This window comes from Rhodoferax sp. LS1R11 (genome assembly GCF_056521395.1).
The window spans coordinates 149,712-163,883 of the sequence record NZ_JBWMAW010000006.1; the positions used below are offsets into that span (position 1 = coordinate 149,712).

Genomic DNA, 14,172 nt, shown 5'->3' on the forward strand with positions numbered 1-14,172 from the left:
TTCAGGCAGGCTGGTCTGGCGATATAAAACGCTCAATACGAGCCATCTCGTCGCGCAAACCCAGGCGGCGCTTTTTCAGCCGGCGCATCAACAATTCATCCAGGGGGCTTTGATCGCTGGCGCGGTCAATCATTGCGTCAAGATCGCCGTGTTCCATACGCAACTCGATCAGCCGCCGTTGAGGTGAATGCAGGTTAGAGTCCAAGTAAATCCGAAATGAAAACCCGTGGAAATTGGGTCAGGTGAAGCCGCCAGTTACCTTGATAATACAACTCAAAAAACCAATCACCGGGGTGATATCTTTTTAGCAGTACCACATGTCCAAAGGCTTTCGACTCACCGCATCAACGGGCATCCACAAGGGTGACCGTGACTACCAGCAGGACCAGGTCATCTTGCTGAGCCATGCGCGGGTCAGTGGCTGCGTGCTTGCCATCCTGGCGGACGGCATGGGCGGTCGAAGTGGCGGGCGCAAGGCATCGGACCAAGTCATGATGACAGCGCAACAACTGTTCGAGCGGTACTCGCCAGAGACAGACGACGCAGCGGCCACACTGAAGCAAGTGATCAACGAGGCTCACACCGTCATCAAATTGACGGCAATTTCGTCCGAGGAAGAACCGCACAGCACGGTCGCGGCTTTCCTGATCAACCCCGGCGGCGATTGCTACTGGGCGCATGCCGGCGACTCACGCATTTACCATTACCACGGTAATCAGTTAGTCAAGAGAACGCTGGATCACTCCTATGTGCAGGCACTGGTAGACCGGGGAGAAATAACGGAGGAACAAGCCATTGTTCATCCCCAGTCCAACATTCTCATGGGATGTCTGGGGACCGAGAACGATCCTTCAATCGACGTCCACTTCATCCCGAAACTTCGAGTCGGCGACGTTCTGATGGCCTGTAGCGACGGGGTTTGGCACTACTTCAATACAGCGGAGATTGGGTCCGTGCTATCGAGTCTCTCGGCACGTGAGGCCACCGAATTTCTGATAGAAAAAGCCAGGTCACGCAGCCATGGCGGTGGAGACAACCTGTCGCTGGTGATTGTGAAACTGGAGCAACTCGGCACCTAGCCAGGTCGCAAGGGCGTTCCGCCACGTTTATTGAGTCGCAGATTTTTGCCTGATTTGCTCGATCTGCTCTTGAGCCTTGCGTTTGCGCTCCAGGTCATTCAGCATTACTTCCTGGCGACGAAGGGCGTCAAGAGTGGTCCGCCGATGCTTGCGAATGTCATTCAAACAATCCGTCACGGCAAACCATTGATAGCACTCGACCTCGGCCTGCGCAAATGCGGCCTCTTCACGTGCCCTTGCTGACTGAATACTATTTCTCTGCGCCTCCATATCTTGCAGGGTGGAGCTTTGTCTGTCCGAACCAGCGGGCACCACTTGCGCCCAAGCCGAGGCGGCACCCACCATTACGGCAGCAAAAAAGAGGGTTGGCTTCATGTCAATCGGGTGTCCACGACACGGCGCTCCAGCGCCAGGAACTCACTGGACTGCATTTCGTTAAGCCTTGAAACCGTTCGTGGAAATTCATGGGCCAACGGCCCCTCGGTGTAGAGCAACTCAGCGGACACAGCAGCCGACATAATCAGCTTGACACGACGGTCATAAAGCACGTCCACCAGCCACGTAAAACGGCGAGCCTCGGAGGCCATGCGTACCGGCATATGGGGCACGTCACTCAATAACACCGTGTGGAACTGCGTCGCAATTTCAAGGTAATCGTTTTGAGAGCGAGGGCCACCGCACAAGGTCTTGAAATCAAACCACACCAGGCCGCCCGCCTTGCGGCGAGCATGGATTTCACGGGCCTCGATGTGCAACACAGGCTCTTCATCCTGCGTTTCCGCCAGGCGCTCGAAGGCATCACGCATGGCGGCATCAGCTGCGGCGCCCAGCGGCACGTGGTACAGCTGGATTTGTTCCAGCGTACGACGACGGTAGTCCGTGCCATTGTCAACATTGATGACTTCAAGCTTTTCGTTCAACAAGGCGATGGCGGGAAGGATTCGGTCCCGGTGCAGGCCGTTGGGATACAAATCATCGGGCTTGAAGTTGGACGTGGTGACAAAGCCTACGCCGTTGTCAAACAGCGCGGCCAGCAGCCGGTGAAGAATCATGGCGTCCGTGATGTCGGCGACATGAAATTCATCAAAACAAATCAGGCGGTATTTGCGGGCAATGCGTTTGGCCAGTTCATCCAGCGGATTTACCGTGCCTTGAAGGCCTGCCAGTTCACGGTGCACTTCGCGCATGAACTCATGAAAGTGAAGCCGCGTCTTGCGCTTGAGAGGGACCGCGCCAAAAAAGCAATCCATCAGAAAGCTCTTGCCCCGCCCCACCCCGCCAAACATGTATACGCCGCGCGGAATATCAGGCCGGTTGATCAGCTTCTTCAGCGAGTTGGAGCGTTTTTCCTTGTAGGCTGCCCACTCCTGCGCACAGCGCTCCAGCGCATCGACCGCATGCAATTGCGCGGGATCGGCGGTGTAGCCGCGGGCAACAAGCTCCGCTTCATAAGCTTCTTTAACTTTCACGCGAACAGCCCATGGTTGCTATAAAAAATATAGCTGCTTACGCGCGCAGGACGAGCGTAAGCAGCCTTTTTCATATAAATCAATATCAGAAATTCAGCGTGCGTTTGTCCACCGCCAACGCAGCTTCTTTGGTCGCTTCGCTCAGGGAGGGGTGTGCATGGCAAATGCGGGCAATGTCTTCACTGCTGGCCCGGAACTCCATGGCAACAACGCACTCGGCAATCAACTCGCTGGCCATGGGGCCGACGATGTGCACACCCAGAATTTCGTCGCTTGTTGCATCAGCCAGCATTTTGACCATGCCGGTCGTGTCGCCCAAAGCGCGCGCCCGGCCATTGGCCAGGAACGGGAAAGTACCCGCTTTGTAAGCCACGCCATCGGCCTTGAGTTGCTGCTCGGTGCGGCCCACCCAGGCAATCTCGGGGCTGGTGTAAATCACCCAGGGAATGGTGTTGAAATTGACGTGCCCGTGTTGGCCGGCAATGCGCTCGGCCACGGCAACGCCCTCTTCTTCTGCCTTGTGCGCCAGCATGGGGCCGCGCACCACATCGCCCACCGCCCAAACGCCGGGCAAGCTGGCACGGCAGTCGCCGTCCACCACAATGGCGCCACGCTCGTCAAGCGCCAGACCCACAGCCTCGGCGTTCAGGCCAATGGTGTTGGGCACGCGGCCGATCGAGACGATCAGCTTGTCAGCATCGAGCGTCTGGGCTTCGCCCTTGGCGTTGGTCCAGGCCACGCTCACGCCGGTCTTGCTCTTCTTGATCTCACCAACCTTGACGCCCAGTTCAATTTTCAAGCCCTGCTTGACGAACGCTTTGTGGGCTTCTTTGGCAATCTGTTCATCCACGGCGCCCAGGAATGTAGGCAAGCCTTCCAGAATGGTGACATCAGCACCGAGACGACGCCAGACGGAGCCCATCTCCAGACCGATCACACCCGAGCCAATCAAGGCCAGCTTTTTCGGCACCGCACCGATGCGCAAGGCGCCATCGTTGGAGAGGATGGTTTCCTCATCAAACGGCGTGCCGGGCAAGGCCCGTGCGTTCGAGCCTGTGGCGATGATGATTTGCTTGCCCACCAGCGTTTCTTCGGCCGCACCGGCCACCTTCATCTCATAGCCGCCTTCGACCGCTTTGACAAACGAACCGCGGCCGTGGAAGAACGCAACCTTGTTTTTCTTCAACAGGTACTGAATGCCATCGTTGTTCTGCTTGACCACGGTGTCCTTGCGGCCCACCATCTTGCCCACATCGAGGCTCAGGCCCGTCACGGCGATGCCATGGTCCGCGAAATGGTGACTCGCATGGTCATAGTGCTCCGACGACTGCAACAACGCCTTGGAGGGAATACAACCCACGTTGGTGCAAGTGCCACCGAGGGCGGGTCCGCCTTTGGCATTTTTCCATTCGTCGATACAGGCGACGTTCATACCCAGCTGGGCAGCGCGGATGGCCGCAATGTAGCCACCAGGGCCACCACCGATGACGATCACGTCAAATTGTTTGCTCATATTGATTCCAGTATTCAGGTAAAGAAAACCCACCGATGGGCAGGACCAGCAGTCCGGCCACATGGGTGGGTCAGTCAGGCTTGTGCTTTAGATGTCAAACAGCAGGCGGGCTGGGTCTTCCAGCGCTTCCTTCATCGCCACCAAGCCGAGCACGGCTTCGCGCCCGTCGATGATGCGGTGGTCATAGCTCATGGCCAGATAGTTGATGGGTTGCACCACCACTTGCCCGTTGACCACCATGGCACGGTCTTTGGTTGCGTGCACGCCCAAAATCGCGCTTTGTGGCGGGTTGATGATGGGTGTGGACAACATGGAGCCGAAGGTACCGCCATTGGAGATGGAGAACGTACCACCGGTCATTTCTTCCATGCTCATCTTGCCGTCCTTGGCCTTTTGACCAAACTCGGCAATCTTCTTCTCGATCTCGGCAAAGCTCATCTGGTCTGCATTGCGCAGAATGGGCACAACCAGACCACGGGGAGAACCCACCGCAATGCCGATGTCAAAGAAACCGTGGTAAACGATGTCATTGCCATCAACCGAGGCATTCAGCACGGGGAACTTCTTGAGGGCATGCACCGCCGCCTTGACGAAGAAGCTCATGAAGCCAATTTTCACACCGTGTTCTTTGGTGAAGGCGTCCTGAAACTTCTTGCGCATCTCCATCACCGGGCCCATGTTCACCTCGTTAAAGGTGGTCAAAATGGCATTCGTGGATTGGGACTGCAACAGACGCTCGGCCACGCGGGCACGCAGGCGGCTCATGGGCACACGTTGCTCAGGACGGTCACCCAAAGCCACTGCCGGCGCCGCGACTTGAGGCAACAAAGCGGCTGCAGCCTTCACGGGCATTGCGGGAGCAGCTACAACTTTAGGAGCAGCAACAGCACCCAACACATCCCCTTTGGTCACGCGGCCATCTTTGCCAGTGCCTGCCACCGAGCCTGCGGCCAACTGGTTGTCCGCCATCAATTTGGCTGCAGCGGGCATGGGCACGCCAGCCATGGAGTTTGCAGCGGCTGCAGCAGGTGCCGGTGTGGCGGCAACAGCCGCGGTAGCAGGGGCAGCAGCGGCGACAACCGCACCAGCCGAAGCTTCCGTGTCAATCCGGGCGATCAATTGATCAGCGGCCACCGTGGCGCCATCGCCCTGAAGCAGTTCAACCAAAACACCACCAGCAGGTGCAGGCACTTCGAGCACGACTTTGTCGGTTTCGATTTCAATCAGGATCTCATCAACAGCGACTGCGTCGCCGACCTTCTTTTTCCACTGCAGCATGGTGGCTTCAGCCACGGATTCAGAGAGCTGGGGAACTTTAACTTCTACGATAGCCATAACGATTCTTTCAATATTTTGTTTTTAGTCTTTGTGGGTGAGCTTTCGACTCGGTCCACAAAGAATCAGGAAGTCTGAACGACCTTATTTGGTGAGGAGAAAGCCTTTGAGCTTGGCAAACGCGCCGTCGACCAGCGCCTTTTGCTGCTCCTGGTGCAGGTGCGAATAACCCACGGCAGGAGAAGCTGAGGCCGCACGACCGGAGTAGCCCAGCTTTTGACCATCCATCATGTTTTCGTGGATGTAATGCTGGACAAAGAACCAGGCACCCTGGTTTTGTGGCTCGTCCTGCGTCCAGACAATCTCGGTGGCGTTCGGGTACTTCTTGAGTTCAGTACTGAAAGCCTTGTGCGGGAAGGGATAGAGCTGCTCAACGCGAATGATGGCCACGTCGTCGGCGCCTTTTTCCTCGCGCTTTTTAACCAAGTCGTAGTACACCTTACCCGAGCAAGCCAGAATGCGCTTGACCTTGTCGGCCTTGATGTCCTTCGTCTCGGGAATCACCGTCTGGAAGCTTCCTTTGGTGAACTCGCTGACCGGCGATGTCGCATCCTTGTTGCGCAACAAGGACTTGGGGGTCATGATGATCAACGGCTTACGCAGGTTGCGCACCATCTGACGACGCAACACGTGGAAGATCTGGCTGGCCGTGGTCGGCTGCACGATCTGCATGTTGGTGTCCGCGGCGAGCTGCATGAAACGCTCCAGGCGGGCTGAGCTGTGCTCAGGACCCTGACCTTCATAACCGTGCGGCAGCATCAGTGTCAGGCCATTGACACGACCCCACTTGACTTCGCCCGAGGCAATAAACTGGTCAATCACCACCTGAGCACCATTGGCGAAATCGCCAAACTGGGCTTCCCAGATCACCATGGTGTTGGGATCGTTCGAGGCGTAACCGTATTCGAAACCGAGGACAGCCTCTTCAGACAGGATCGAATCGATCACATTGAAGGGGGCCTGGTTTTCCGTCACATTTTGCAGCGCGACGTAAGTGCCGGTATCCCACTTTTCACGCTTTTGATCGTGAATCACGGCATGACGGTGCGTGAACGTGCCACGGCCACAGTCTTCACCCGACAAACGCACCGGGAAGCCACTGGCAACCAAGGAGGCAAACGCCATATGCTCGCCCATGCCCCAATCCACGGGGATGTCGCCACGGCCCATGGCCGCGCGGTCGTCGTAGACCTTCTTCACGAGCTGGTGGGGCGACACAGACGCAGGAATCGTTGTAATTCGCTCAGACAGACGCTTCCACTCGGACAGGGGAATGGCCGTGTCACCGGCATCGGTCCACTTCTTGCCGAGGAAAGGAGACCAGTCCACGGTGAACTTGGTCTTGAAATTGGTCAGCACCGCCTCGCCGGTATGCTTGCCCGCGTCCAGGGCGGCACGGTAAGCTTTGGCCATGTCGTCTCCCAACGTCTCACCCAAACCTTGGGTCGTCAACTTGTCGGCAAACAACTTACGGGTACCGGGATGGGTGCTGATTTTTTTGTACATCAACGGCTGAGTCAATGCCGGCGTATCTTGCTCGTTGTGGCCGAGTTTGCGGAAGCAAACGATATCCAGCACCACGTCTTTGCTGAACGCCATCCGGTATTCCAGCGCCAGCTGCGTCGCGAGCACCACCGCTTCTGGATCGTCACCGTTCACGTGCAGCACAGGTGCCTCAACCATCTTCACGATGTCCGTACAGAACACGCTGGAACGCATGTCGCGCGGGTCAGAGGTGGTGAAACCGATCTGGTTGTTGATGATGATGTGCACGGTGCCGCCCGTGGTGTAACCACGGGTTTGCGCCAGTGCCAATGTTTCCTGGTTCACACCTTGACCGCCGAAAGCAGAGTCACCATGGACCAGCACGGGCAGCACTTGCTTGCCCATCGGATCACCACGACGGTCCATACGGGCGCGCACCGAGCCTTCGACCACGGGGTTCACAATTTCGAGATGGGAAGGATTGAAGGCCAGCGACAAGTGAACGGGACCGCCCGAGGTGCTCACATCTGAACTAAAGCCTTGGTGATACTTCACGTCACCCGCGGGCAAATCTTCAGGCGCGGTGTGGTCAAACTCGGCAAACAGATCAGCGGGGAGCTTGCGCATGGTGTTGACCAGCACATTCAAGCGACCCCGGTGAGCCATGCCGATCACGATTTCCTGCACGCCCTGGGCGCCGGCCGACTGGATGAGCTCATCCATGGCGGCAATGAAGCTCTCGCCGCCTTCAAGGGAGAAACGCTTTTGCCCCACGTACTTGGTGTGCAGAAAACGCTCCAGGCCTTCGGCAGCAGTCAACTGCTCGAGAATTTGCTTTTTCTTCTCGGCATTGAAACTGGGCTTGCTGCGGATACTTTCCAGCTTTTGCTGCCACCAGCGCTTTTCAGCCTGGTCGGTGGTGTACATGTACTCGGCACCGAGCGTGCCGCAGTAGGTTTCGCGCAGTGCGTTGAGCAACTCGCGCAGGGGCATCCGGTCTTTGCCAAAAAACGTGTTGCTGGTGTCGAACACGGTTTCCTGGTCGGCATCAGCGAAACCATAAAAAGTTGGGTCGAGATCAGGAATCACAGGGCGTTCAGTCCGCTTGAGCGGATCAAGGTCAGCCCAACGCTGGCCCACGTTGCGGTAGGCTGCAATCAATTGTTGAACTGCCGTGCGTTTGCGGCCCATTTCCGCGTCGACGCTCGCCACCACCACTTTGGTGCCGCCCTGTTTGGCGCGCTCGGCAAAGGCATTGATGACTGGCTGATGGGGAACGTCTTTGGCGTTTGATCCGTCGACGGCAGGCACATGCTGCAACGCATCGAAGTAGTCACGCCAGTTGTCGGGCACGCTGCCTGGGTTGGCCAGGTAGTTTTCGTACATCTCTTCGACATACGGTGCATTGCCGCCAAACAAATAGGTGTTGGCTTGATAGGCCTGATAGACCTGGTTCGATTCACTCATTTTCCGCTGACCTCCGTTTCCCTGCAGGAAACATTAGCTGGTTAAAGCTGATTGTTTATTAACCTTCCGCGTCCCGGCTTAACCGTTTGGCGGATGCGACTGTGGCGTGGAAGGGCCTAGTAACTGCACTATTGTGCCATCAAAAAAGGCACACGCAGAAAGCGGGTGCCCGTTGAAACTACTTACACAGCAACCAGATCCTTGATCTGCTGCAGTGCGGACGGGTCGTCCATGGTGGTCAGATCACCAGGGTCGCGCCCCTCACACACGGCTTGCACCGCACGTCGCAGCAGCTTGCCGCTGCGTGTTTTCGGCAGCGTGCTGACAAAACGAACCCTCGCTGGTCGGGCCACGGCGCCCAAGTCCCGATCCACGAGCTTCATGATTTCACCTTCCAACTTGAGGCAGGCCGCGTCATCTGTGAGCACACTGGCGTCCTTGACCACGGCAAATGCCATGGCGACCTGCCCTTTGAGTTGATCCGCCACACCGACCACCGCGACTTCAGCGATATTCGGATGGGCGGAGATGCTTTCTTCAATCTCGCGGGTGCCCAGACGGTGCCCTGCCACATTGATCACATCGTCGGTCCGCCCAAGGATGAAGAAATAACCATCTGCATCGCGAATGCCCCAGTCAAAGGTGCTGTAGACCATCTTGCCCGGCACGCTGGACCAGTAGGTTTTGACAAACCGTTCGTCGTCACGCCAGATGGTTTGCAGGCAGCCGGGAGGCAATGGGCCTTCGATGGCGACCACGCCCTTTTGGTTGGGTCCGGTCAACTCTTCGCCCGTCTGGTCGTCGAGCAGTTTGACGTCATAGCCGTACACCGCCTTGCCCGGCGAGCCGAATTTGCTGTCCGCTTTTTCGACCCCATTGCAAAGAGACAGGATGGGCCAACCGGTTTCGGTCTGCCAGTAGTTGTCGATGATCGGCTTGCCCAGACTCTCGCTGATCCATTTGACCGTGGGTTGGTCCAGTGGCTCACCCGCCAAAAACAGGGCGCGCAGGCTGGACAGGTCGTACTTTGACAAAAAGGCGGGATCTTGCTTCTTCAGCACCCGCACCGCCGTCGGTGCGCTGAACATGACCGTGACCTTGTATTTCTCCACCAGGCTCCACCAAATACCCCCATCGGGACGAGTTGGCAAGCCTTCGTACATGATGGTCGCCATACCGGCTATCAGGGGACCGTAGATGATGTAGCTGTGTCCCACCACCCAGCCGATGTCGCTGGTCGAAAAATAGGTCTCACCCGCGTTGCCACCATAAATATGCTTCATGCTGGCGGCGAGTGCCACGGCGTAGCCGCCTGTGTCGCGCTGCACGCCTTTGGGCTTGCCTGTGGTTCCACTGGTGTAGAGCGTGTAGCTGGGATGGGTCGCCTCGACCCATTCGCACGCCACCACCGTATTCAGATGTTTTTGACGCAATGCGCCCCACAGATGGTCGCGTCCAGCTACCAAATTCATAGCACTCAAGCCACGATCAACCAGCAGCACGGCGTCGGGCTTGTAGCTGGAGAGACGGATGGCTTCGTCCAGCAACGGCTTATAGGCCACCGCCTTACCGCCACGAGAACCCGCGTCAGCGCTGATCACCAGCTTGGGCTCGGCATCTTCAATGCGTGACGCCAGGGAACCAGAAGCAAAGCCACCAAACACGACCGAATGAATTGCGCCAAGGCGGGCGCAAGCCAGCATGGCAAATGCCGCCTCGGCAATCATGGGCATGTAGATCAGTACCCGGTCACCTTTTTTGACGCCAAGCTCCCTGATGCAGGCTGCCATGCGCTGTACTTCGGCGTGCAACTCGCGGAAGGTGTAGGCCGTTTCCTCATTGGTTTCTGTCGAAACAAAAATCAACGCAGCCTGATCGGCACGATCCTCAAGATGCCGGTCAACGGCGTTGTGGCACAGGTTGGTGGTTCCGCCGACAAACCATTTGGCAAAAGGCGGATTGCTGTAGTCGCAAATCTGTTGCGGCGGCGTCTTCCAGTCGACAAGCTGGGCTTGCTCGCCCCAGAAGGCATCACGTTCAATGAGGGAACGTTGGTGGAAATCAGCGTAGGTTGTCATTATTTGTCTCCAGTCGGGTCGATAAACTGAATTCATAATTATGAGCAGGCAGCTTGCTGCAGCCTGACTGGCCCCACCTCATTGGGGCCGGCAACCCCTTATTTGATGAGCCCTTGCGCGGCCTTGAACGCAGGATGCTCTGCGGTGCGCAACCATTCAAACGCCACCATTTCAGTGGTGACCAACTCAGCTCCGGCGCCAGCCAGGCGGTCAAAGGCAGCATCCCGATTGCGTTCGGTGCGTGAACTGCACGCGTCGGTGACCACCCACACATCAAACTCGTCTTCCAACAAATCCAGCGCAGTTTGCAGCAAGCACACATGGGCTTCGCAACCGGCAATCACGATCATGTTTCGCTCAGAACCAGCAGCTGGTTTTTGCAGATGTTTGGGCAAACTGCGCGCGTTGCCAACCACGGGTTTGGCCGGCGGACGCAGCCACTCGCCCAGCCCCTCCTCCACGCCACTGAATTGCATCTTGCTCAGCGTCTGGGCGCACAGGGCTTTGACCTCGGCCGCGTTCTCACCCAGTTTGGAGGGGTTTTGCTCGGTGCCCCACACGGGTACGGCCATCAACTTCGCCAACTGCCCCAGACGCACGGCATTGGCAACCACCAGGGGCCCCTCGAAGATGACGGGCATCAGGAGGCTTTGGTAGTCAACGAGAACGAGTTGGGATTCAGCGGCATCTAGCAACATGGCAGGCTTTCAGGAAAAATGGAGCAAATTCAAATAATCCCTTATTAAACCGCAGCTGTCTTCACCACCACACGGCCACGTACTTTGCCGTCCATCAGGTCGTGCGCCTTGGCAATGGCGCCGTCGAGCGACACCTCGTCGATCATCGACTCCAGCAGCTGGGGGTCCAGGTCGTGCGCCAGCCGGTCCCACGCACGCTGGCGTTTGGCCAGCGGTGCCATGACCGAATCAATGCCGGCAAGCGTCACGCCCCTCAAGATAAAGGGCATGACCGAGGTGGGCAAGTCCATGCCCTGCGCCAAGCCGCACGCGGCCACCACGCCACCGTAGCGGGTCTGGGCCAGTGCATTGGCGAGTGTATGGGAACCCACCGCATCCACCACCGCAGCCCAACGCTCTTTTTGAAACGGTTTGCCCGGGGCTGAAAGCGTCGCACGCTCCACAATGCCCGTGGCACCCAATGACTTGAGGTAGGCCTCTTCCGAGGCTTTGCCCGTCGCTGCCACCACCGTGTAGCCCAGCTTGCCCAGCAAAGCAATGGCCACACTGCCCACACCGCCTGTGGCGCCTGTGACCAGAACCTCGCCCGCGTCGGGCTTGACGCCATGGTCCTCCAACGCCAGCACGCACAGCATGGCGGTGTAACCCGCCGTGCCAATGGCCATCGCCTGGCGGGGCGTGAAAACGGCAGGCAGCTTGACAAGCCAGTCGCCCTTGAGCCGCGCCTTTTCAGCCAGACAGCCCCAGTGCGTCTCCCCGATACCCCAGCCGTTGTGGACAAAGACATCCCCCGCTTTCCACGCCGGGTGACTGGAGTCAATCACGGTCCCCGCACCATCAATACCCGCCACCATCGGCCAATTGCGCACGACCGGACTCTTGTTGGTGATGGCCAGCCCGTCTTTGTAATTGAGGGAGGAATAGGACACGGCAACGGTCACACTGCCCTCGGCGCCCGCCAGTGGCAGACGCGACTCTTCAATGGATTGAACGGATGCCTTGAACCCATCCTGGTTCTCCAGGAGCAATGCCTTGAACATAAAAATCCTTGAAAATATATAAAAATCAACAAGTTACAAAAAACGCGGGAGGCGGCCCAAGCTTGACACGCCGCCTTCGCAACGGGTATGCTACCTCTTCATGCGAATTCCAGCCCTCTTCATTTCCCTCCTCTTAGCGGCCAGTGCGCATGCAGCCCCTCCCGCTGCAAACGACGACATGGACCAGTACCTGGCCAACAAAGGCCTGCTGGCCCGGATTGATCAGGTTCGCCATTCGGTAGGCGAGAAAGCGTCTGAGCTGGTCTTCACAGCGATTGGTTTTTTGGGTGTCCCCTATCGGCGTGGTGGCAATACCGCCGAGTCAGGCTTTGATTGCAGCGGTTTTGTCCGCGCCACCTACCAGCAAACCATTGGCTTGATACTGCCCCGCAAGGCAGAAGATCAGGCAGCGGCCACCAAAAAAATTGAACAAGGTGAGCTTCAGCCTGGCGACCTGGTATTTTTCAACACCATGCGCCGTGCGTTCAGCCATGTCGGCATCTATGTGGGCGATGGCAAGTTCATCCACTCGCCCAAGCCTGGCAGCCAGGTCCGGGTCGAGGACATGGGTATTTCGTATTGGCGGCAGCGCTTTGACGGCGCCCGCCGGGTGCTGACAGCAACACCCGATACCACTGCGCCCCAGGCAATCCCGGCAACGGAACCCGCAATGCGCTGATTTTTGGCGTTTAGCGCTATGCTTTAGATAGCATCTTGCGCGCATTCCGCCTGGGCTACAGCCCTAAAACGTCTAAATTTCGACCTATTTACCCCACTGTCTGCGCCCGTGTGGTCGCCTCGGGAACCCCATGAACGAACGCATTTCTCAAATACTGGCCCAAATGGCGGCACTGGAGGACGACTTGCGCACGGCCGTTCACGAACAGGAGCGCAAGATGTTCTTCCAGATCAAGGGCAAGCGGGTCGAGTTTGAAAGCTCGGTCAAGGCCGCACACGGCAAACTCAAAAAGAACTTCTTTCGCTGGCTGGTGACCGATCGGCCGCAAAACCTGATCACCGGCCCCATCATCTACGGCATGATCATTCCGCTGCTGATGCTTGATTTCTTTGTGAGCTTTTACCAATGGGCCTGCTTTCCGATCTATGGCGTGAAGAAGGTCCGGCGCTCCGACTACATCGTGTTTGACCGGCGTCAGCTTGGCTACCTGAATTTCATCGAGAAATTTCACTGCACCTATTGCGAGTATGGCAACGGACTCATGAGTTACATGGCCGAGATTCTGGCCCGAACCGAAGAATATTTTTGCCCCATCAAACACGCTCACAAGATTCTGGGCACGCACCGTCGCTACAACCGGTTTCTGGACTACGGCGATGCCGCAGACTATGAAGCCCGGCTGGAGGCGTTCCGGGTCGGCCTGGGCAAAACCAAATAAACATGCCACGTATCACCTCCCCCAGCAAAGACGACATCGCCCTCCTTGAACCACTGAACCGGCTCGGGCTGGACAGCATCGTGGTGGTTTCCACGCAAGCGCAGGCGGCCGAGGCCTTCCAGGTTCTGGATGCTTGCGCCGTGCTAGGCTTTGATACCGAGTCCAAGCCCACCTTTGTGCGGGAAGAAATCTCGTCCGGCCCCCACGTGGTGCAGTTTTCCACCCTGCACAAAGCCTATGTGTTTCAACTGCATGACGCGGCTTGCTGCGAGATCGTGGCCGCCCTGCTGATGTCCGAGCGCATCACCAAGGTCGGGTTCGGTCTGGCCGGAGACCATGTGCAAATCAAGCGCACGCTGGGCGTTCACCCCAGGAACGTACTTGACCTGAATGTGGTGTTCAGGGACCGGGGCTACATCAAGGAACTTGGCGTGCGCGGCGCCGTCGCCGTGGTGTTCAACCGGCGGTTCGTGAAGTCCAAAAAAGCAACTACCTCCAACTGGGCCAACCGACAGCTCACCGAGAGTCAGATTGTTTACTCGGCCAATGACGCCTGGGCTGCGATCAAGATTTTTGACGCGTTGGAACTGCGAACGGGTTAATTTTGCAAG

Annotated in this window: 13 protein-coding genes; 4 read left to right on the forward strand and 9 right to left on the reverse strand. The window is 57.6% G+C overall.

What is annotated here, in order from left to right:
* Window position 1: 1 nt before the first annotated feature.
* The gene (locus AC097N_RS09785) at window positions 2–205 is read right to left on the reverse strand and encodes a YdcH family protein (RefSeq protein ID WP_479580767.1); all 204 of its coding nucleotides are present in this window, start codon (window positions 203–205) and stop codon (window positions 2–4) included.
* Window positions 206–317: 112 nt separating this feature from the next.
* On the opposite strand from AC097N_RS09785, the gene AC097N_RS09790 reads away from it, so the two are divergent.
* Entirely contained in the window at window positions 318–1,079 is a 762-nt protein-coding gene (locus tag AC097N_RS09790) for a PP2C family protein-serine/threonine phosphatase (RefSeq protein WP_479580768.1), read from the forward strand.
* A 27-nt stretch (window positions 1,080–1,106) separates the two neighbouring features.
* On the opposite strand, the gene AC097N_RS09795 is transcribed toward AC097N_RS09790, so the two are convergent.
* The 8 genes from AC097N_RS09795 to acuI form a co-directional block, all read right to left on the reverse strand.
* Complete coding sequence (locus AC097N_RS09795) at window positions 1,107–1,454, reverse strand: hypothetical protein (protein WP_479580769.1); 348 nt, start codon at window positions 1,452–1,454, stop codon at window positions 1,107–1,109.
* Window positions 1,451–2,548 carry a cell division protein ZapE gene (zapE, locus tag AC097N_RS09800; protein ID WP_479580770.1) on the reverse strand — a complete coding sequence of 366 codons (1,098 nt, stop codon included), beginning with the start codon at window positions 2,546–2,548 and terminating at the stop codon, window positions 1,451–1,453. The genes AC097N_RS09795 and zapE overlap by 4 nt, the downstream gene beginning before the upstream one ends.
* Window positions 2,549–2,633: 85 nt before the next feature.
* Window positions 2,634–4,061: a dihydrolipoyl dehydrogenase gene (lpdA, locus tag AC097N_RS09805; RefSeq protein WP_479580771.1), complete on the reverse strand. Its 1,428-nt coding sequence runs from the start codon at window positions 4,059–4,061 to the stop codon at window positions 2,634–2,636.
* Window positions 4,062–4,148: 87 nt separating this feature from the next.
* Window positions 4,149–5,396, reverse strand: a complete 1,248-nt coding sequence (gene odhB / locus AC097N_RS09810) for a 2-oxoglutarate dehydrogenase complex dihydrolipoyllysine-residue succinyltransferase (RefSeq protein WP_479580772.1) — start codon at window positions 5,394–5,396, stop codon at window positions 4,149–4,151.
* An 84-nt stretch (window positions 5,397–5,480) separates the two neighbouring features.
* A complete protein-coding gene (locus AC097N_RS09815) occupies window positions 5,481–8,348 on the reverse strand; it encodes a 2-oxoglutarate dehydrogenase E1 component (RefSeq protein WP_479580773.1) in 2,868 nt (955 codons plus the stop codon).
* A 182-nt stretch (window positions 8,349–8,530) separates the two neighbouring features.
* On the reverse strand, window positions 8,531–10,426 hold the full coding sequence (locus AC097N_RS09820; protein WP_479580774.1) for a propionate--CoA ligase: 1,896 nt from the start codon (window positions 10,424–10,426) through the stop codon (window positions 8,531–8,533).
* Between the two features lie 98 nt (window positions 10,427–10,524).
* The gene (locus AC097N_RS09825) at window positions 10,525–11,124 is read right to left on the reverse strand and encodes an isochorismatase family protein (protein WP_479580775.1); all 600 of its coding nucleotides are present in this window, start codon (window positions 11,122–11,124) and stop codon (window positions 10,525–10,527) included.
* 44 nt (window positions 11,125–11,168) lie between these two features.
* Complete coding sequence (gene acuI, locus AC097N_RS09830; protein ID WP_479580776.1) at window positions 11,169–12,164, reverse strand: acrylyl-CoA reductase (NADPH); 996 nt, start codon at window positions 12,162–12,164, stop codon at window positions 11,169–11,171.
* Between the two features lie 100 nt (window positions 12,165–12,264).
* Between acuI and AC097N_RS09835 the strand changes: the two genes are divergently transcribed.
* The 3 genes from AC097N_RS09835 (at window position 12,265) to AC097N_RS09845 (ending at window position 14,163) form a co-directional block, all read left to right on the forward strand.
* A complete protein-coding gene (locus AC097N_RS09835; RefSeq protein ID WP_479580777.1) occupies window positions 12,265–12,843 on the forward strand; it encodes a C40 family peptidase in 579 nt (192 codons plus the stop codon).
* A 130-nt stretch (window positions 12,844–12,973) separates the two neighbouring features.
* Window positions 12,974–13,561, forward strand: coding sequence for a hypothetical protein (locus tag AC097N_RS09840; protein ID WP_479580778.1), 588 nt, complete (start codon window positions 12,974–12,976; stop codon window positions 13,559–13,561).
* Window positions 13,562–13,563: 2 nt separating this feature from the next.
* Window positions 13,564–14,163: a 3'-5' exonuclease gene (locus AC097N_RS09845; RefSeq protein WP_479580779.1), complete on the forward strand. Its 600-nt coding sequence runs from the start codon at window positions 13,564–13,566 to the stop codon at window positions 14,161–14,163.
* The last annotated feature ends 9 nt before the right edge of the window (window positions 14,164–14,172 follow it).

Coding starts and splice junctions, on each gene's coding strand:
- AC097N_RS09790 (WP_479580768.1), top strand. CDS start 318: ATGTCCAAAGGCTTTCGACTCACCGCATCAACGGGCATCCACAAGGGT.
- AC097N_RS09795 (WP_479580769.1), bottom strand. CDS start 1,454: ATGAAGCCAACCCTCTTTTTTGCTGCCGTAATGGTGGGTGCCGCCTCG.
- lpdA (WP_479580771.1), bottom strand. CDS start 4,061: ATGAGCAAACAATTTGACGTGATCGTCATCGGTGGTGGCCCTGGTGGC.
- odhB (WP_479580772.1), bottom strand. CDS start 5,396: ATGGCTATCGTAGAAGTTAAAGTTCCCCAGCTCTCTGAATCCGTGGCT.
- AC097N_RS09815 (WP_479580773.1), bottom strand. CDS start 8,348: ATGAGTGAATCGAACCAGGTCTATCAGGCCTATCAAGCCAACACCTAT.
- AC097N_RS09820 (WP_479580774.1), bottom strand. CDS start 10,426: ATGACAACCTACGCTGATTTCCACCAACGTTCCCTCATTGAACGTGAT.
- AC097N_RS09825 (WP_479580775.1), bottom strand. CDS start 11,124: ATGTTGCTAGATGCCGCTGAATCCCAACTCGTTCTCGTTGACTACCAA.
- acuI (WP_479580776.1), bottom strand. CDS start 12,164: ATGTTCAAGGCATTGCTCCTGGAGAACCAGGATGGGTTCAAGGCATCC.
- AC097N_RS09835 (WP_479580777.1), top strand. CDS start 12,265: ATGCGAATTCCAGCCCTCTTCATTTCCCTCCTCTTAGCGGCCAGTGCG.
- AC097N_RS09840 (WP_479580778.1), top strand. CDS start 12,974: ATGAACGAACGCATTTCTCAAATACTGGCCCAAATGGCGGCACTGGAG.
- AC097N_RS09845 (WP_479580779.1), top strand. CDS start 13,564: ATGCCACGTATCACCTCCCCCAGCAAAGACGACATCGCCCTCCTTGAA.